A 17367-nucleotide genomic window follows, 5' to 3' on the forward strand; every position below is an offset into this window, starting at 1 on the left:
GGTGACCACGCAGCCTTCTTGGTCGTGACTGACGCGGGTGCCCGATAGGGGATCAGCTATCGAGACGCTTGACCGGGTCAGGCTGTCGGTCCTGGTCGCTTAGTCTCGGTGACCAGTGATCTGCTGCGATGGGCCACTAACCTCGGTCCATGCCGTCACCGTCGCCCCGCGCCACGATCATCGACGTGGCTGAGCTCGCGAAGGTGTCGCGGCAGACAGTGACCCGGGCGTTGAACGACTTGGCGGACATCAGCCCGGCGACGAAGCAGCGCGTGCTCGATGCCGCCCGCACCCTCAACTACCGCCCGAACCGTGCCGCCCAGAGCCTCGTGCAGGGGCGACGGACGACCGTCGGTCTCATCCTCGACGACCTCGGCAACCCGTATTTCGCCGAGTTGGCCTCAGCGTTGTCCCGGGAGGCTGCTGAACGGGGGTGGAGTCTGCTGCTCTGTGACGTCGGGTCTGACCCGGTTCGTGGGCGCGCGCAGGTCGCCTCCATGATCCAAGGCGTCGACGCGGTGTTCCTGACGGGTTGCCGCAGCGACACGATGTCACTCCTGCCCAGCGAGGTCCTCGAGGGCACCGGAGTCCGCATGCCCGTCATCATGCTCGACGGGCCATCTCATCCGCGTCTCGACGCCCGGGTGGTCCTCGACATCGCACCCGCCATCACGACAGCTCTCCACCACCTCGAGGGACTCGGGCGCGCGAGCATCGCGTTCATCGGCTCGACGGAGGGGCCCGGTGACCGACGAGACCTCTTCCGTTCTCATTTCGCCGGCACAGGCACGGCGGGACCCGAGATCGAGGACATCGCTGACGAGGAGTCCATCGACGGAGGAACACGTGCAGCGCGACGTCTGCTGCAGGAACGGCCTGAGACCGACGCCGTCCTCGTCTACAACGACATCATGGCCATCGGTGTGTTGAAGGCCTTGGCCGGAGCCGGGAAGGCCGTTCCCGACGACATCGCCGTGATGGGGATCGACGGCCTCACGATGGGGAGAGCGGTGACGCCGGAGCTGAGCACGCTGAGCATCGACAAGGCCGAGATCGCACGAGCGGCCGTCGAGCTCCTCGACCGAGCTCTCGGTGCCGGCGGTGGAGGAGATGCTCCCGAGGTCGCCCGGGTGCCGCTGACGCTCACCCTCCGTCGGTCGGCGTAGCGACCTCAGTCGCGCCGTCGGCGCACTCGGTCGGTGCTCTCGATCGGCGACTGGACGCCGTCGACACGATGCTGTTACGGTTCTGCCGTGAACGTTCACGGTCAGACGACAACCAAGCTCACTTCCCATCCTGCAGGGGTCTCCTCGTGGCGCAATGCCGTCATGGTGCTCTTCGCCCTCGGGGGCATCGCGCTGTCCACCTGGGGGCCGCGACTGCTCAGCATCCGCGACGCCTTGGGCATCGGCGACGGCATCGTCGGCCTCGCCCTGGCTGGCGTCACGATCGGATCGATCACCGGCGTCGCACTGGCCTCGTACTCGCTGGCGCGATTCGGGCATCGCGGGGCGATCGGGGGTGCCGTCGTCCTGATCGCCGTCGGCATCACGATCCTCGGAGCAGGAGCCGGGCTCGCCAGCTCCGTCCCGGCCACGGTCGTCGCCTTCCTCGTCATCGGACTCGGCGTGGGCAGCTTCGACGTGATGATCAACGTCCAAGGGGCCGCGGTGGAGAAGGCCGCCGGCAAGACGTTGATGCCTCTCCTCCACGCGGCGTGGTCAGCCGGTGCCGTGGTCGGATCCGGGATCGGTGCCGGCGCGGCGGCCTTGGGGGTCGACTTCGTCTGGCAGTTCATCGGGGAGGCTGCCCTGATCGCCCTCGTGGGGCTCGGAGCCCTCCGATGGCTGCAGCTCCCGGCCCCGGAGGAGGCTGCGGCGTCTACGTCCGGCGAAGTCACACCATGGTGGGAGCGTCTGAGGCTCTCGGTCCGGCGCCTCCTCGACCCGCGCCTCCTGCTGATCGGCATCGTCATGCTCGGTGCGGAGCTCGGCGAAGGGACAGCGAACAGCTGGTTGTCGCTGTCGGCCAGCGACGGTCACGGACAGACCGAGACGGTCGCCGCGCTGTTCTTCACCGTCTTCGCCATCTCCGAGACATTGGCGCGGATCGCTGGTGGGCCTGTCGTCGACCGGATCGGCCGTGTCGCGACCATCCGTCTGACCACGGGCATCGGCGTCGTGGGCGTCGTCGTCTTCGTCCTCGGTGGGCCGCTGTGGCTGGTGTTGCTCGGAGTGGTCCTCTGGGCTGTGGGCGTCTCGATGGGGTTCCCCCTGGGCATGTCCGCGGCGGCAGACAGTGGTCCGAACGCCGCGGCGAGAGTCAGTGCCGTGGCCTCGATCGGTTACCTCGCCAACCTGGCCGGGCCGCCCGTCATCGGTGGCCTCTCGGAGGCCGTCGGCCTGCTGAGCTCGTTCTGGCTGGTTGCGGCGCTCCTCGCCGTGGCGTTCCTCGCCGCGGGCTCGTTCGCCACCCGGAGCAAGCCCCAGCCGGTGACCACTGTCCCTGCCTCGCGCAGGCCTGACCGGGAGTGACCCGTGCCGAGCGCACTGTTCACCGACCCACGTCCTGCGGCGCGTCTGGGGAACCTGATCCGAACAGCTCGAGTCGACAGGGGCATGCGTCAGGAAGACCTCGCCCGGCGGAGTGAGATCGCGACAGCTACCCTTCGGCGCATCGAGAGAGGCGAGGGCACCGGGCCGAGCGTCTTCGTCGTGATCAGGCTCCTGGAAGAACTCGATCTCGGTGTCGAGCACCTGAATGCGGTGACATAGGGCAGGGGGAGCCTTTGTCCTGTTGCCCTGATGACGTAACGGCGACGGAATGAGGGACAGCCAAGCGGGGCCGTCAAAAGCAATTGTTCTCAACTGCCCGGTAGACGAAAGTTCATCGAGATCAGTTTCGGACTGACCTATCGAGACGGCCAACGCCCTATAACTGCGGGGGAGTGGCTAGCCTTGGCCGTTGGTCGGTGACCGATCGTCTATCGGACAGCGCGCATCACCTTTCAGCCTCTACGGCGGACGCCACCGCGGCGCGCAACTCGTCCGGGGTCGACAGCTCGATCGGCTCGTCACCGAGGAAGATTGTCGGCGTCGCCTCCACCCCAAGTGCCATGCCGGCGTCGAAGTCCTGCTGCACCCGCGCCTCCGTCGACGGGTCACCAACGGCGTGGTCGTACTGGTCCATGTCGAGGCCCAGGTCCTCGGCGTAGCCGCGGAAAACGCCTGCCTTCGACTCCTGCTGCTCGCCCCACTCGGCCTGGGTCTCGAACATGCGCTGGTACATCGCCTCGAACTGCCCCTGCTCGGCCGCAGCCTCGACGGCGATCGCGGCGTTCATCGAGTTCTTGTGCCCCGGCAGCGGGAAGTACCGCGTGACGAAAGTGACCTCTCCCGCGTGGATGTCGCGCAGCTCCTCGACGACCGGGTGGACCGCAGCGCAGACCTCGCACTCGAAGTCGAGGAATTCGGTGAACACCACCGACCCGTCCGGGGCGGTGTCGAGACGGTGGCTGTTCTCCGCGACGACGGTCACCTCAGCCGGCTCCGCTTGTGGGGCTGCCGGTCTGACCAGGACGACGGCCGCGACCGTCGCTGCGACCACGAGGCCGCCGATCAGGGCGAGGTTGATCTTGGTGGTGCGCTTCATGGTTCTCCTGGCGGTCGCGGCACGCTTGTCGTGCCGTCAGGGGTGGTTAGAGCAGGTCAGCAGCAGTCGCAGGCCTCGACCTGGCGCTCGCCCGTCAGGGCCGATACGGGCGTCTTGCACACGTCGCCGCGCCACGCCTCGAGTCCTTCCCGGACTGCGAACACGACGATCACGAGGCCCGCCACAGGGTCGGCCCACGTCCACCCAAAGGCGAGATTGAGGACCAGGCCGATGAGGACGGCCGCGGACAGGTACGAGCAGATCAGCGTCTGCTTGGAGTCGGCCACGGCTGACGCGGAGCCCAGCTCGGTGCCGGTGCGACGCTCGGCCAGACTGAGGAACGGCATGATCGCGAGGCTCACTGCGGCGAGAACGATGCCCACGGGGGAGTGGTCGGGCTCGCGGATGCCAGTGAGGGCGAGCACCGCGTCGACGGACACGTAGGCGGCCAGGCCGAAGAACGACACGGCGATGACGCGCAGCGCCACCCGTTCCCGCTTCTCCGGGTCGGGGGCGGCGAACTGCCATGCGATCGCGGCTGCCGACAGGACCTCCACGATCGAGTCGAGGCCGAACCCGATCAGGGCGGTCGAGGACGCGACGGTGCCGGCGGCGATCGCGACGATCGCCTCGATCACGTTGTAGGTGATCGTGACGGCGACGATGATCCGGATGCGACGTTGCAGGAGCACCCGGCGGGCCGGCGCGAGTAGGGCGGGGAGCGTGGTCGTGGTCATGCGCCGGTTCCGCAGCAGAAGGGGACGTCGCAGCTGTCGTCGGTGCAGGGCTCTCCGTCGTCGACTGCGAGCACGACGTCGACGAGAGCGGTGAGCGCCTTAGTCAGGTGGGCGTCAGCAATCTCGTAGCGGGTCGACCGGCCCTCGGGGACTGCGACGACGATGCCGCAACCGCGGAGGCACGAGAGGTGGTTCGACACGTTGGACCGCGTGAGTTCGAGCTGCTCAGCCAGGGTTCCGGGGTAGTCGGGCTGGTCGAGAAGGTGGAGCAGGATGCGCGATCGGGTGGGATCGGCCATGGCGCGCCCGAGGCGGTTCATGACGTCGACGCGCGACGAAAGAGTCAGCATGCGCTGACTATACAGTCGTCGCTGACGCGACGCGACTGGCTAATGAGACGCTGGCCTCGCTGTCGCCGCTTCGATTCGCCCATTTGGGCTCGGGGCAAAACGAGGAATGAGACGGACGAAGATCACCATGCCGATGAGCTCGACGAGGGTCTGGGTGACGACGACGACCGGAGCGAGAGACAGCGACGCCGGCAGGGCCAGCGCGAGCGGCAAGACCACGAGCGAATTCCTGGTCGCACCGCTGAACACCAGGGCACGGGTTGCGGGCACGTCGAGTCGGAAGATGCGGCCGGCGCCGATGCCGAGCGCTGCCATGGCGACGAGGAACGCGGCATAGATCGGCACCAGCACGAGCAGCTGCCCCAGGGAGTCTCCGACAGCTCCGGCTTGTGAGGCTACGACGGTGAACAGGGTCGCCATCATCAGCGGCACCATCAGGCCCAGCATCGTCCGCTCGATGACGACACCGGTTCGCTGTCGCCGGGCGAGTGCCTGCACGAGCGCGGCCGCGGTGAGCGGGACGACGATCAGGAGCAGGAACGCCCGGGCGAAGGGGCCGACCTCGACCACGGCGACGCCCTCGGGGCCGATGAACAGCAGCAGGTACAGCGGCAGGAGAAGGATCTGCGCCAGCATCAGCAGCGGTGCCGCAGCGAGGAGCCGTTCTGACGCGCCGCCGGCAAGGCCGGCGAACACGATGACGTAGTCGATGCACGGGGTCAACAGCACCAGCAGCACCCCGAACAGCAGTGCCGGCTCGTCCGCGACGAACCGGGACAGCCCGTACGCGACGAGGGGGACGACGATGAAGTTCAGCACCCCGACCGCGGCGAGGAACCGCCCGTCTCGGAGGGACCTCCCGATCGCCGCGAACGGCACCCCGAGGAACGTCGCGAACAGCAGCAGCGCGAGCACAGGCTCGATCGCTCCCTCTAGGTGATGTGCCCCTGGCACGGTGAGGCCGACCAGGCCGGCAGCCAGGATAGCGACCAGGTAGAGGCCGATCTGCCGGTGTTCGAGCCAGGAGACGACCGCGTTCACGGCTGGACCGGTGTGGAGGAGAAGGGCACGTCAGCGACCGTAGAGGTTCAAGCCGCTTGAAGGTCAAGCGGCAGCGGCGGCTCTAGGGTCGCGGTGTGCGAATCTCCGAGGTCAGTAAACGCAGCGGCGTCTCCGCCACGGCGCTCCGGTACTACGAGTCCATCGGGCTCCTGACCCCTGCCAGGACCTCGAACGGGTACCGGGACTACACCCCGGACGTTCTCAGCCGGCTCGACCTGATTGAAGCCAGCAAGGAACTCGGGTTACCTCTTGATCAGGTCGGCGCGCACCTCAGCGCCATGGAGTCGACGTCCTGCACCGATGTCCGGGAGGCCTTGCGGCCGCTCTTGGCAGAGCAGGTGCGTCAGATCGAGGAGAAGCAGGCCCGGCTCGACCGGCTCCGGTCGCGCCTTGGTCGTGCCGAGCACGACCTGGCCGAGTGTCCTGACGGGTCTGAGCGGTGTTCGACCGAGTGCGTCTTCCGTCGCAGCGCCTAGGTGGCTGCCTGCGCCCGGAGAAGGATCGTTTACTGGCCACCTCAGGCCTTGGGTCGAATTCGTCTGCTCACACGCGCGAGCATGTTCGTCAGCTACGCAGGGGGAAGTAGCTAGCGCAACGCGAACGGCAGCATCCCTCGACCAGTTCAGGCCGCCGCTGTCTCGATAGCCCATCGGCCTCCGGAACGGTACGGACCACTCAGGACCACGGAGCAGGCGGGCCCGTCATCAATTCCGAGCTGGATGGCGACGTCGTTGTGCATGGCGAGTAACTCCGCCATGGGCACGGCCCGCTTGCTGGCGCTGCCGACGTCCTTGCCCTCTGCCGTGAACGGATGAGGGTAGAGCGACAAGCCCCGCCTCGGTTGCAGAGTGGCGATGTCGTCCTGCCACCCCGGCCACCGGAGGGATTCGTAGAAGCTCGCGGTCGCACCAGCGAGCATCCTGGTCACGAAGGCGGCGTGGCCCAGCTCTAGGTCCTCCCAACACAGGGAGTCGACCGAGAAATGGTGGACGGAGCCGTCGCCTGTGCCGAGGGCACCTCCGTCCAGGGCGAAGACGCCGCCCAGTACGTCGTATGCGATGACGAGCAACCCGGTGGTGCCAGAACTGGCCTGGTCGAGACCAGGCAGGCCTTCGGGGGTGGAGCTACCACCGAGGAGGCGCAGCCACCCGTCGTCCATGATGACGCCGGAGGTGTTGCGCGCGACCGCGCCGAGGTACGAACCCGTGCCGAGTCCCAGCGTCGCCGCGGTGGATGAGTCTTCGTGTGGTGGGCACGCCACGACATTCAGAGACGAGGCTGCGATGAGTTCCGTCAACTCTGACCATGCGTCACGTTGAGCGTCGACCATGCGTTGATTCTGGCCCACAGTCGTGTCTAGCTGCGAACGAAGAGCAAGCGCCTGTCCGATGGGGGCTCGGCTAGCGGCTCCGGGGCTGCCTGGCTAGGAAGTAGCGAGGTCGAGGCGTCGGCCCTCGCCCATGTCGCCGTCAGGTGTGTTCAGCGTTACGTAGACCCCCGAAGGGACCCCGGGAAGGTGCGAGACATGACGTGCCACTGAGATGAGGTCCTGCTCCGAGGTGTTGCTGAGGAAGAAGAGGTATTCGGGCTGGCCTTCTTTAGTGTGCCATTCCTCGCTGTCGTCGAGTGCTTCGGCGGGGCCGGCCAGGCTCGCGAGGTGATCGTCCACAGTGTCGATCCACGACAGGTCCTCCGGATCGTCCTGCGGTGACGCCGAGAGGGGAACATGGATCTCCAAGATGATGTCGCTCACGACGGCAACTCTGTCGTGTGCGCTGTCCTCGAGCAAGCCTCCCGCTCGAGAGCCCATTCACGCCCGACAGGGGAGCCTGGCACGGGCTTTGGCTAGTCGGCCGCCTTCGTGCGGTACGGCTCGTACTGCCTCGTGCGTCCCCACGTCGTCCAGCCGGGAAGCGGGATGAGGATAGTCAGGCAGCCGTCGTACCCGGCCTCGGTGACGATGGTCCCGTCCGTCAACGTCACGTCGACCTTGGACCTCCCCAGTGCCGTGGTCTCCGTGACGCGGCCGGCGACAGCAGCGCCGAGGAGTGCCTTGGCGCGGCCCAGGTCGCCGCTGTCGTAGCCCAGTTCCCATCGACCGCCGATCCGGCCCAGCTCGATGACGATCCATTGTTCGCATGTGACGTCCATGGGCAGGGCTGCTGCGTTGTGGGTCCTGATGTAGACGGAGCGGATGGACGGCGGCTCGTCGTAGTCCACGCTGCCGTCGCGCTCGGATGACCAGTAGTCCTCGGTCGTGATCTCTGCGGTACCGCCGACGAGGTCGTACAGGTACGGCAGGAGTTCCTGCATGGCTCGTGTCTGTTCCGAGGGGTCCGGGGCGAAGGCCTCTTCCTCAGAGCTCATGCATCACCTTCTCACTGCTGCGTTCGGGGTTGTGGCGCGGCCGACGGCACCTCGGTGCAGAAGGGTGTGATCAGGAGCCTCAGTAGGAGATCGACTACCGGCCCCAGCCTCACGGGGCACTAGGGGCGGGCCGCTCCTCGCGGAACTGCGTGATCCGGCCGCTGGCGTCGTCGCGACGGAACGTGCTGACGAGCGTGATGGGCCCCACGAGATTGGCGTTGAGTTCGTCGAGGCGTTCCGCTGGGATCCAGTACTCCAGGATGCTCCGACCACCCACCTGTTGGACATCGAAGCGCTCGAGGAAGCTCCGCCGCACCGAGAACCGGGTGACATGGCCAACGCCCGATGCCTTCACGTTCCAGTCGCGGGCGATGCGCACGGCGTAGTCCTCGTTCAGTACCGGGTAGAAGATCGGCTGGTCCGGCAGTCTCGGCGGCCATGCTGACCAGCCACTCGCCTCTACGAGCTCGAGCTCCTCCGGGCCGGTGGGCCGCCAGAGCACGACGCTGCTGTCAGCGTCCGGTGTTGTGGTCATGGGACCAGGATGCTGGGTGCAGCGCTCGTTTCCAATCTTTTCCATCCGTCGAAAAAGGCGAGCGTCGACCAGGTCCCTCCGGGGCGTCCGGTAGCCGCTCGACCAGCGGGCATCGGCCACTGTTCCCCCTGGTCTGAGACGCTGGAAGCATGACCGAAGATGGCGCCGGAGACAGGCGAGTCCCGAAGCGATTCCAGAAGCTGAAGTTCAACCCGCTGCGAGACGTCCTGCCCATCGTCGCTGTCATCGTCGGGGTGTTCCTGGCCGTACGTGCCGTCGCGGGGCTCGCGGGTGGTGGCGATCCCCTGCTCATCTACGTTGGTTCGGGTCTTGCTGTTCTCGGGGTGGCCGTGTTCTTCATCAATCGCTGGCAGCGCAGACGCGGTCTCTAGGTCTCGACGAGCAACGCCCCGGGGGGTGATCGCTTCCCGACCGAGGAGGCACCGCGCGACGACAGGCGCTACTGGATGTCCATGCAAGACGGGCAATGCACATCTGCGCGCCGCTACCGCATTTCATCGGCGACATTAACGCCTGCCTCTGCACATGTGTGCATACGTGCACTGACTGCAGTTCAGCGCTATCGCTGTGCTTACGCTCTTAGATCGACCGCAGTAACTGGGCTTGCGTTCTCACGAAGGAGTGAAGATGAAACCGACACTGATCAGGCGCAATGGCTTCTGGCTAGCTTTGTCGCTCGTACTGATGGCGATGTCGTCGATCGTGTCGTCTGCGGTGCAGACGTCCGGCTACGCCGTGTCCGTCAAGGACATGAACTGGGAGACGGCGTCCGGCCAGTCGATGAGCGCCCTGTTGTACAAGCCGAACGGCGTCTCCGCGGACGACCAGGCGCCGGCCATCGTCGTCTCCCACGGCTGGTGGAACAACAAGGAGATGCAGGACGCCAACTACGTCGAACTGGCCCGTCGCGGCTACGTCGTTGTGTCGATCGACATGTACGGTCACGGCGACTCCGACTACCTGCCGGCTACGAACCTCGAGCTCGGCGGCACCGGCATGTACGACGCCGTGAAGCTCGTCGCCGACCTGCCCTACGTCGACCCCGACAAGATCGGCGTCTCGGGCCACTCCAACGGTGCACGCGCGGCCAACTTCTCGGTCGCCCTCGACAACGAGGCCGACGAGCAGCTCATCGACGCCGTCTTCCTCGTCGACAACGACCCCGTCTACGCCGACGCGGACGGCGCGTACACGAACATCTACGGCGACCGCGACACCGGCCTCGTGGCCGACCAGTACGACGAGTTCTTCTTCCGCAGCTACGACGCGGACGGTGTCGCCCTGACGGCGCCTCGCGACTACATCGGCACGCCCAACGCTCAGTCGTTCCTCAACCACGGGGTCGACCCCGCCGAGGACGGCGACGTGCGGGAGGCGAACACCCTCTACGACGACGACTCCCTCCGCGTGGTCTACACCCCCGCGCAGACCCACCCGTGGGGCACGATCTCGAAGCAGACGGTGTCTGACCAGCTCGAGTTCTGGGAGGCGTCGTTCGGTGCTCCTGAGCCCACCGACTCCGGCTCGCAGATCTGGCAGGTCAAGGAGGCCTTCACCGCTCTCGGCCTGATCGGGTTCATGATCTTCCTGCTCGCGTTCGCGCGAGCACTGCTCACCACGCGGGCGTTCGCGGAGCTGCGCACCGACGCCGTGCCCGTCGCCGCGAACACCCGCAGGGGCCTCGGATGGTTCTGGGGCGGCATGATCGTCTCCGCCGTCGTCTCGGGCGTCAGCTACGTCGCCCTCAGCCAGGCGCCGTGGATCAACAGCATCGCGTTCAACGCCGCACCCACCCCGTTCACGCAAGGCGCCACCTTCTTCATCGCCTTCTGGGCGGCGGTCAACGGTGTCGCGGCGATCGTGATCATGGTGATCTCCTACCTGCTCTTCGGTCGGAAGAACGGGGTGAAGGTGCGCGAGCTCGGGCTGCTCCCCGGCGGGAAGAAGCTCCTGAAGAGCGTCGGCCTCGCCGCGGTCACTGTCGCCGCGGCGTTCGGGCTGGTCTTCCTGTCCGACTGGCTGCTGCACACCGACTACCGCTTCTGGGTGGTCGCGGTGAAGGACTTCGAGCCCGACAAGCTGTGGGTGGCTCTGCTCTACCTGCCCTTCTTCCTGGTGTACTTCGTCGCGAACTCGGTGGCGATCAACGTCTTCAACCGGTTCACGTTCCGAGGTCGGGAGTGGGTCAACACGGCGGTGCTGGCACTCGTGAACGCGTCGGCACCGATCGTGCTGGTCGTGGCTCAGTACACGACGTTCTTCATCACGGGCGAGACGATCCCCGGTTTCGGCGGCATCTTCAGCATCTGGCTGTTCCCGGTCATCGTCATCCTCGCGGCCACGGCCGTCCTGTCGCGCAAGCTCTACCGCGTGACGGGGAACCCGTACGTCGGCGGCTTCATCAGCGCCGCGGTGGTGACGCTCGTGTCCGTGACCAACACCCTCACCGTCACCTACTGACGCGGACGCCGTCGTCACAGCCGGAGCCCCGGGCCGATCGGTCCGGGGCTCCGGCCGTCTCCGCGCTGACGGCGAACTGCGTCCGCGGACGACGGCGCGCGCGCGTCTGCCTATCCTTGGCCGATGAGCGAACACGCCGATCTCATCGAGGCCGCCCGAGCTGTCGTCAACCCGCACCGCGTGGGCGATCGTCTCTTCGGTGACGTCGGCGCTGCTCTCGAGACGACCACCGGAACGATCCACACGGGTGTCTGCATCGACACCGGTTCCGGGACCGGTTTCTGCGCCGAGCACGCTGCCATCGCCTCCATGGTGACCAGCGGCCAGTACGAGATCGCACGCATCGTGGCTGTCTGGCTGGACGACGACGACCGCGTGACCGTCCTCCCACCGTGCGGTCGCTGCCGCGAGTTCATCAGGCAGATCGACGACTCCAACCTCGGGGCGACCGTCGTGCTCGGCCACGGCCGGGCCGCGCCGCTCCGCGATCTGCTGCCGGAGTGGGGATGGCCCCGACCGGAAGAGCCGACCTCGCCCCGGGGCATGATGGGTCGGTGAACCGGACCGATCGTCTCTACGGTCTCGTGGAGGAGCTGCGAGCTGCGTCACCGCGTCCACGGAGCGCGCGCCGCCTCGCCGCGCGCTTCGAGGTGTCGATGCGGACCATCGAGCGGGATCTCGCAGCGCTGCAGCAGTCGGGGCTGCCGATCTGGGCGGAGCCCGGCCGGGCCGGCGGGTACGTCATCGACGCGTCGGCGACGCTCGGCCCGGCGGGGTTCACCCTCGACGAGGCCCTCGCGGTGCTGATCGGGCTCGGCGGGCTCCGCCGCAGCCCGTTCCGGCAGCCAGCCCAGACCGCCGAGCGGAAGCTGCTCGCGGTCATGCCCGAGCGGGACGCCGCCCGGGCCAGCGCCTTCGCGTCCCGCGTGCACTTCCTCGAGAGCGACGAGAGCGAGGGAGGCGCGAAGGGCGACGAGAGCACCGCTCGCGTGCCCGCCCCGGTCGACTTCGCCGAGGCCCTGCGGGCGGACCGCGTCGTGCAGCTGCGCTACCAGGACGCCGGCGGCGCGGAGTCCGTGCGGGACGTCGAGCCGCTGGGGTCGATCGAGAACGGAGGCCAGTGGTACCTGATCGCGTGGTGCCGCCTCCGACAGGGGGTGCGGGCGTTCCGCGCCGACCGGATGCTCGCGGTCAGGGTCACCGACGAACGGCCCCCGCGACGCGTGCTCCGCGCCGAGGACCTCGCGATCCCGTACGGGCGACTCCGGTCCGTCGTCGATGACTGATCGGCGGCGACGTCTTCGTCGAACACCGACAGGACGTCGTCGCGACGACCAGCGACGCTGGTGCTCCAGCCTCACCAGCGCCCCTGAAGGAGCCCCATGTCGTTCGCATCCGTCCGCATCGTCACCGACGACCTCGAAGGCCTCGTCGCGTTCTACGAGCAGGTCACCGGCCAGCAGGCCGAGCGCCCCGCCCCGGTCTTCGCGCAGTTCACCGGCCCCGGCGCGACCCTCGCGATCGCCAGCACCGCGACCGTCGCGATGCTCGGCGGCGCCCTCGCCCCCGCGACGAACCGCTCCGTGGTGATCGAGTTCGAGGTCGCCGACGTCGACCACGAGTTCGCCGAGCTCGTGCGCACGCTCGCGCTCCGCGGCGAGGACGTCGTCCTCGAGCCGACCACGATGCCCTGGGGCAACCGCTCCGCACTCGTCCGTGACCCCGACGGCAACGTCGTCAACCTCTTCAGCACACCGATCACCGACTAGCCGTCAGGGCGTGGAGCCGAGGAGGCGCCCGGTCCAGTCCCGCAGGGCGGTGACGGCCCGCCGCGACAGCGTCGCCCCCGGCACCATGCTCGTCGACCCGTGGAACGCCCCCGGCCACACGTGCAGCTCCGCCTGCACGCCCGCCGCCCAGAGCGCGCTCGCGTAGGCGACGGTCTCGTCGCGGAACACCTCGGTGCTGCCACAGTCGACGTAGGCCGGCGGCAGGCCGGTCAGGTCGGTCGCCCGGCCGGGGGCCGCGTAGATCGACACGTCGTCGCCGCCGCGACGGTCGCCGAGGTAGGCGTCCCAGCCGAACCGGGTCATCTCGCGGTCGGCGACGCCCACCCCGTCGAACTGCCGCGCGGAGTGCGTCGCGTCACGGTCGTCGAGCATGGGGCTGACGAGCACCTGCCCGATGACGGCCGGCCCCTGCCGGTCCCGGGCGAGGAGCGCCGTGCCCGCCGCGAGCCCGGCCCCGGCGCTCTGGCCGACGAGCACGATGCGCCCGGGGTCGACGCCGAGCTCGTCGGCGTGCTCCGCGACCCAGGCCAGGCCGGCCCAGCAGTCCTCGACCGGGTACGGGTCGGGGTGCTCGGGGGCGAGACGGTAGTCGGGGCTGACCAGGACGACGTCGTGCACGAGCAGCCAGTCGTCGTACGCGTCGAGGTTGCCGAGGTGGTGGCCGAACATCATCCCGCCGCCATGGATCGCGTACGCGCAGGCCGCCGTCCCGGTGCGGCCGACGCGCTGCACGACCGCGAGCGTGATCGGGTCGCCGAGGTGCCCGGGGACGGTGATGCTGCGCCTCTCGAGGCCGCGGGCGCGCAGCCCTTCGTCGAGCCGCGCCTCCGTCGTGTCCAGCTGTCGCATCTGCGGCAGCATCGCGGTCTCGAGGCGGAAGCGGCCGCGGGCGTCCATCGCCTCCAGGAAGGGCACGAACTCGGGGTCGAACGGGGGGCGGGGCAGGGCGGTGGTGGGGTCAGGCACGGGAGGGCTCCTGGGTGGTGGGGGCGGTGGGGGTGAGGGGGGTCGAGGGGGCGGGTGCCGTGGTGGCGTCGGGGGCCGGGCCGGCGGCTCGCGCCCGGAGCATCCCGACCACGACGAGCGCGGCGGCGACGGCGGCGAGGCCGAGCCCGGCGACGGTGAGGGCGTCCTCGAAGCCCGCGAGCCGCGGGGGCGTCCACGGGGTGGTGGTGATGCTGCCGGTGACGAAGGCCGCGACGATCGTGCCCGCGGCGGCGACCGCGGCTCCTCCCGCGAGCTCGCTCGACGTGTCGACGAGGGCCGCGCCGACCGAGGTGCGGTCGGCCGGGAGGCCCGTCAGCACGGAGGCTCCGGCGACGACGCCGACGACGCGCATGCCGGCGGCCACGAGCACGAGGGCGACGAGCACCCAGACGTACCCGTGGCGGCTCAGGGCTCCGAAGACCGCGAGGCCCGACACGACCGCGGCCGCGCTGACCCACGCCGCCCGGCCCAGGCCGACCCGCTGCACGAACGGCCCCACGAGGCGGCCACCGGCCAGGAGCACGACGACCTGCGGCAGCGTGCCCACGGCGGCGAGGGCGGGCGGCCAGCCCCAGGCGAACTGCAGCTGCAGCGTCACGAGGTACGACAGCCCGGCGACGGCGAGGCCCGACGCGGCCTTGAACGCCAGGCCGCTCGACACCAGGGGGCGGGCGAGCAGGTGCAGGTCGACCACCGGGTGCCGCGCCGTCCGCAGGCGAACGACGAACCCGGCGCCGCACGCGACGGTCAGGGCGACGGCGGCCCACCCCCACGAGGAGGCGGTGGCCGGCCCGACGAGGACGGTCGGCGTCACGAGCAGCCCCGCCACGGTCGCGGTGCCGAGCAGCGCTCCGCCCACGTCGACCGGGTCGCGTCGCAGCCCCGCCGCGTCGTCGCGGCCGACGCCGACGAGGACGCCGACGAACGCCAGCGCCGCGATCGGCACGTCGGCCAGCAGCAGCACCTGCCACGGGGCGACGGCGAGCACGAACCCGCCGACGGTCGGGCCGACGGCCAGGCCGACGAGCCCCGCGGTCGAGATGACCGTGAGGGCCCGGACGCGCAGGCCCTCGTCGTCGAACAGCCGGAACGCCAGCGCCATCGACCCGGGCGTGGTCATCGCCGCGGCGACGCCCGTCAGCACCCGGACGGCGATGAGCTGCTCGGTCGTCGTGACCGCGACGGTGGCGAGGCTCGCCACGGCCAGCAGCACGAGGCCCGCGAGCATGACGCGCCGACGACCCACGCGGTCGGCGACGGCGCCGAAGAGCAGCATGAGCCCGCCGAAGGCGACCGCGTAGGCGCCGGACACCCACGGCAGCCCCGTCGTCGACGAGCCCAGCTCGCGACCGATCGTCGGCAGGGCGACGTTCAGCACCGAGGTGTCGAGCATCTCGAACAGGAAGACCGCGGAGAGCCCGGCCAGGGCGATCCACGCGTCGGCGAGCCGGGGAGGCGCGTCGCCGGCACGCAGCCGACCGCGGGTGAGAGAGGGACTGGGTAGCACGAGGGGCGCACTCCTTCTGGGAAGAAGTGGCGACTCGTTCGATGCCGCGTGCGGGTGCGTCGCAGGGCGCGACGCCTTTTACCTCAGTGGACGACACCGTACACGGATCGCCGCCCCGGACGGAAGCCCGGGAGCGCTGCCGCCGCGGCGGTCGTCCGGTCGGGGACGAACTACCCCGGGCTCGTGCCCGGGGACCGGCCGGGGGCGAGCGCACCGGAGACGAGGGCCTGCACCAGCCGCTCGGCGTCGTAGCCCGGGTCGCTCGCGGCGCCGATGCAGAGGTTGCCGACGCCCTTCAGGAGGCTGTACCCGTCCAGGGCCGCCTCCTCGCCCGAGGGGCCGAGATCGGCGCGGGCCGCGGCGAGGAGCGACCCGCAGACCGGCACGAGCCGGCCCACGAAGTACGCGTGGAGTGCGTCCGAGCCGGCGGCGTCACCCTGGAGGGCGGTGGCGAGGCCGTGCTTCGTCACGAGGAAGTCCACGAACAGCGCCACCCACGCGCGGAGGGCTCCTTCCGGGGTCGCGCTCTCGGCGAGGAGTCGCGGCCCGGCCTCGGCGCAGGCCTCGACCTGGTGGCGGTAGACGGCGACGACCAGCTCGGGCCGCGTCGGGAAGTGCCGGTAGACGGTCCCGACTCCCACGCCCGCCCTCGCCGCGATCTCGCGCACGGGGGCGTCGACGCCGGACTCCACGAACACCTCCGCCGCCGCGTCCAGGAGAGCCTGCTGGCTGCGGCGGGGGCGGCCCACCGGCCGTGACGGCTCGGCTGGGGCGTCGCTTCCCTGCGTGTCGGGCATGGCGCCTCCTCGATCGGGTCGGACTGGTGCTTGCTTAACGGAACAACGTTCCGTAACGTTGCGGAGCGGCGCTCCGATAAGAAGCATCGCAGAGCGCGAGCCCAGAAGGAAGGAACCCTCCATGCCCTCATCACTCGTCACCGCACTGGACGACATCGTCGGCGACGGCGACCCGGTCGTCTCCGTCGCGCCGGTGACCCTGTCGGCCCCGGGGCGTGCCGTCCCGCTCGAGGTCCGCGTGTCGGCACCCGCCACGGGAGGCGACCTGCCTGTCGTCGTGTTCTCGCACGGCAACGGCTGGAACCTCGACGGGTACGCGCCCCTGGCGGCGTTCTGGGCCTCGCGCGGCTTCGTCGTCGTCCAGCCCACGCACCTCGACTCGAGGCGGAACGGGTTCGGGTTCGACCACCCGGTCTTCCCCTCGATCTGGACCGAGCGCATCGCCGACCTCACCCGCGTGCTCGACCAGCTCGACACCGTCGAGGCGGCCGTCCCCGGTCTCGCCGGCCGGGTCGACCGCGACCGGATCGCCGCGACGGGCCACTCCTGGGGCGGCCAGACGGCGCAGGCGCTGCTCGGCGCGCGCATCGTCGGCGAGGAAGGCCACGTCGGAGACGACATGTCCGACAGCCGCGTCACCGCGGGCGTCCTCCTCGCCGCCACCGGCCTCGGCGGTGACGACCTGCACCCCTTCGCGCAGGCGAACTTCCCCTTCATGCGCCCGGCGTTCGGCGAGCTCGCCACCCCGACCCTCGTCGTCGCCGGCGACCACGACCAGTCGAGGATGTCCAGCCGCGGCCCGGACTGGTTCACCGACGCCTACACGCACGGCCCCGGCGCCACCGACCTCCTCACCCTGCACGGCGCGGAGCACTCCCTGGGCGGGATCGTCGGCTACGAGGTCGCCGAGACGACCGACGAGGACCCGGAGCGGGTCGCCGTCGTCCAGCGCCTGAGCACCGCCTACCTCCGCACCGCCCTCCGCGTCGACGGGGGCGCCTGGCCCGCGGCCCGGGACGCCCTCCGCCGAGCCGCCGACCCGATCGGGCACGTCGACAGCAAGTGACGGCACCACCCCCTCACCGCCCCTGACCGGCCGCGGC

General features: G+C 69.5%; 21 protein-coding genes. 10 read left to right on the forward strand and 11 right to left on the reverse strand.

The features are described from left to right. Positions 1-185 precede the first annotated feature (185 nt). From IFT72_RS14510 to IFT72_RS16755, 3 genes are all read left to right on the forward strand, one after another. Positions 186-1166 carry a LacI family DNA-binding transcriptional regulator gene (locus IFT72_RS14510; protein WP_192046859.1) on the forward strand — a complete coding sequence of 327 codons (981 nt, stop codon included), beginning with the start codon at positions 186-188 and terminating at the stop codon, positions 1164-1166. An 87-nt stretch (positions 1167-1253) separates the two neighbouring features. Next, entirely contained in the window at positions 1254-2534 is a 1281-nt protein-coding gene (locus IFT72_RS16750) for an MFS transporter (protein ID WP_185230607.1), read from the forward strand. 3 nt (positions 2535-2537) lie between these two features. Then, positions 2538-2774 (forward strand): helix-turn-helix domain-containing protein, encoded by a 237-nt coding sequence (locus IFT72_RS16755; protein ID WP_185230605.1) that lies wholly within the window; start codon positions 2538-2540, stop codon positions 2772-2774. 226 nt (positions 2775-3000) lie between these two features. On the opposite strand, the gene IFT72_RS14525 is transcribed toward IFT72_RS16755, so the two are convergent. Genes IFT72_RS14525 through IFT72_RS14540 form a run of 4 tightly spaced genes read right to left on the reverse strand, consistent with a single transcriptional unit; the run spans position 3001 to position 5779 of the window. Beyond that, positions 3001-3651: a thioredoxin domain-containing protein gene (locus IFT72_RS14525; protein WP_185230604.1), complete on the reverse strand. Its 651-nt coding sequence runs from the start codon at positions 3649-3651 to the stop codon at positions 3001-3003. Between the two features lie 56 nt (positions 3652-3707). Continuing rightward, positions 3708-4388 carry a cation transporter gene (locus IFT72_RS14530; RefSeq protein ID WP_185230603.1) on the reverse strand — a complete coding sequence of 227 codons (681 nt, stop codon included), beginning with the start codon at positions 4386-4388 and terminating at the stop codon, positions 3708-3710. Continuing rightward, a complete protein-coding gene (locus IFT72_RS14535) occupies positions 4385-4738 on the reverse strand; it encodes a helix-turn-helix transcriptional regulator (protein ID WP_185230602.1) in 354 nt (117 codons plus the stop codon). The genes IFT72_RS14530 and IFT72_RS14535 overlap by 4 nt, the downstream gene beginning before the upstream one ends. A gap of 39 nt (positions 4739-4777) precedes the next feature. Continuing rightward, positions 4778-5779, reverse strand: a complete 1002-nt coding sequence (locus IFT72_RS14540; protein WP_192046860.1) for a bile acid:sodium symporter — start codon at positions 5777-5779, stop codon at positions 4778-4780. Between the two features lie 95 nt (positions 5780-5874). Here IFT72_RS14540 and IFT72_RS16225 point away from each other — a divergent pair, with 95 nt between their 5' ends. Beyond that, positions 5875-6276, forward strand: coding sequence for a MerR family transcriptional regulator (locus IFT72_RS16225; RefSeq protein ID WP_185230600.1), 402 nt, complete (start codon positions 5875-5877; stop codon positions 6274-6276). A 146-nt stretch (positions 6277-6422) separates the two neighbouring features. Here IFT72_RS16225 and IFT72_RS14550 read toward each other — a convergent pair whose 3' ends face one another. The 4 genes from IFT72_RS14550 to IFT72_RS14565 all read right to left on the reverse strand — a co-directional run bounded on the left by IFT72_RS14550 (position 6423) and on the right by IFT72_RS14565 (position 8702). Next, positions 6423-7130: a DUF2625 family protein gene (locus IFT72_RS14550; RefSeq protein WP_192046861.1), complete on the reverse strand. Its 708-nt coding sequence runs from the start codon at positions 7128-7130 to the stop codon at positions 6423-6425. A 93-nt stretch (positions 7131-7223) separates the two neighbouring features. Further along, positions 7224-7553 carry a hypothetical protein gene (locus IFT72_RS14555; RefSeq protein WP_192046862.1) on the reverse strand — a complete coding sequence of 110 codons (330 nt, stop codon included), beginning with the start codon at positions 7551-7553 and terminating at the stop codon, positions 7224-7226. Positions 7554-7645: 92 nt separating this feature from the next. Beyond that, positions 7646-8167, reverse strand: a complete 522-nt coding sequence (locus IFT72_RS14560) for a hypothetical protein (protein ID WP_192046863.1) — start codon at positions 8165-8167, stop codon at positions 7646-7648. A gap of 109 nt (positions 8168-8276) precedes the next feature. Continuing rightward, positions 8277-8702 (reverse strand): ADP-ribosylation/crystallin J1, encoded by a 426-nt coding sequence (locus IFT72_RS14565; protein WP_192046864.1) that lies wholly within the window; start codon positions 8700-8702, stop codon positions 8277-8279. A 149-nt stretch (positions 8703-8851) separates the two neighbouring features. Between IFT72_RS14565 and IFT72_RS14570 the strand changes: the two genes are divergently transcribed. From IFT72_RS14570 to IFT72_RS14590, 5 genes are all read left to right on the forward strand, one after another. After that, a complete protein-coding gene (locus IFT72_RS14570) occupies positions 8852-9094 on the forward strand; it encodes a hypothetical protein (RefSeq protein ID WP_192046865.1) in 243 nt (80 codons plus the stop codon). Positions 9095-9350: 256 nt separating this feature from the next. Next, complete coding sequence (locus IFT72_RS14575; RefSeq protein ID WP_192046866.1) at positions 9351-11183, forward strand: S9 family peptidase; 1833 nt, start codon at positions 9351-9353, stop codon at positions 11181-11183. Between the two features lie 123 nt (positions 11184-11306). Next, the gene (locus IFT72_RS14580; protein WP_192046867.1) at positions 11307-11741 is read left to right on the forward strand and encodes a cytidine deaminase; all 435 of its coding nucleotides are present in this window, start codon (positions 11307-11309) and stop codon (positions 11739-11741) included. Then, on the forward strand, positions 11738-12469 hold the full coding sequence (locus tag IFT72_RS14585; RefSeq protein WP_192046868.1) for a WYL domain-containing protein: 732 nt from the start codon (positions 11738-11740) through the stop codon (positions 12467-12469). Before IFT72_RS14580 ends, IFT72_RS14585 begins: the two co-directional genes overlap by 4 nt. A gap of 96 nt (positions 12470-12565) precedes the next feature. Further along, positions 12566-12952 carry a VOC family protein gene (locus tag IFT72_RS14590; RefSeq protein WP_192046869.1) on the forward strand — a complete coding sequence of 129 codons (387 nt, stop codon included), beginning with the start codon at positions 12566-12568 and terminating at the stop codon, positions 12950-12952. A gap of 3 nt (positions 12953-12955) precedes the next feature. On the opposite strand, the gene IFT72_RS14595 is transcribed toward IFT72_RS14590, so the two are convergent. The 3 genes from IFT72_RS14595 to IFT72_RS14605 form a co-directional block, all read right to left on the reverse strand. Next, entirely contained in the window at positions 12956-13939 is a 984-nt protein-coding gene (locus IFT72_RS14595; RefSeq protein WP_371741309.1) for an alpha/beta hydrolase, read from the reverse strand. Next, positions 13932-15467 (reverse strand): MFS transporter, encoded by a 1536-nt coding sequence (locus IFT72_RS14600; protein ID WP_371741310.1) that lies wholly within the window; start codon positions 15465-15467, stop codon positions 13932-13934. Before IFT72_RS14600 ends, IFT72_RS14595 begins: the two co-directional genes overlap by 8 nt. 170 nt (positions 15468-15637) lie before the next feature. After that, positions 15638-16264, reverse strand: coding sequence for a TetR/AcrR family transcriptional regulator (locus IFT72_RS14605; protein WP_192046870.1), 627 nt, complete (start codon positions 16262-16264; stop codon positions 15638-15640). A gap of 121 nt (positions 16265-16385) precedes the next feature. On the opposite strand from IFT72_RS14605, the gene IFT72_RS14610 reads away from it, so the two are divergent. Continuing rightward, entirely contained in the window at positions 16386-17330 is a 945-nt protein-coding gene (locus IFT72_RS14610; protein ID WP_192046871.1) for a chlorophyllase, read from the forward strand. Positions 17331-17367 lie beyond the last annotated feature (37 nt).

The sequence above is a fragment of the Frigoribacterium sp. CFBP 8754 genome (assembly GCF_014841815.1).
GTDB lineage: Bacteria > Actinomycetota > Actinomycetes > Actinomycetales > Microbacteriaceae > Frigoribacterium > Frigoribacterium endophyticum.

Excerpts from the sequence above, each read along its gene's own strand:
- IFT72_RS14525 (WP_185230604.1), bottom strand. The coding sequence starts at position 3,651 with ATGAAGCGCACCACCAAGATCAACCTCGCCCTGATCGGCGGCCTCGTG.
- IFT72_RS14530 (WP_185230603.1), bottom strand. The coding sequence starts at position 4,388 with ATGACCACGACCACGCTCCCCGCCCTACTCGCGCCGGCCCGCCGGGTG.
- IFT72_RS14535 (WP_185230602.1), bottom strand. The coding sequence starts at position 4,738 with ATGCTGACTCTTTCGTCGCGCGTCGACGTCATGAACCGCCTCGGGCGC.
- IFT72_RS14550 (WP_192046861.1), bottom strand. The coding sequence starts at position 7,130 with ATGGTCGACGCTCAACGTGACGCATGGTCAGAGTTGACGGAACTCATC.
- IFT72_RS14560 (WP_192046863.1), bottom strand. The coding sequence starts at position 8,167 with ATGAGCTCTGAGGAAGAGGCCTTCGCCCCGGACCCCTCGGAACAGACA.
- IFT72_RS14565 (WP_192046864.1), bottom strand. The coding sequence starts at position 8,702 with ATGACCACAACACCGGACGCTGACAGCAGCGTCGTGCTCTGGCGGCCC.
- IFT72_RS14570 (WP_192046865.1), top strand. The coding sequence starts at position 8,852 with ATGACCGAAGATGGCGCCGGAGACAGGCGAGTCCCGAAGCGATTCCAG.
- IFT72_RS14575 (WP_192046866.1), top strand. The coding sequence starts at position 9,351 with ATGAAACCGACACTGATCAGGCGCAATGGCTTCTGGCTAGCTTTGTCG.
- IFT72_RS14580 (WP_192046867.1), top strand. The coding sequence starts at position 11,307 with ATGAGCGAACACGCCGATCTCATCGAGGCCGCCCGAGCTGTCGTCAAC.
- IFT72_RS14590 (WP_192046869.1), top strand. The coding sequence starts at position 12,566 with ATGTCGTTCGCATCCGTCCGCATCGTCACCGACGACCTCGAAGGCCTC.
- IFT72_RS14605 (WP_192046870.1), bottom strand. The coding sequence starts at position 16,264 with ATGCCCGACACGCAGGGAAGCGACGCCCCAGCCGAGCCGTCACGGCCG.
- IFT72_RS14610 (WP_192046871.1), top strand. The coding sequence starts at position 16,386 with ATGCCCTCATCACTCGTCACCGCACTGGACGACATCGTCGGCGACGGC.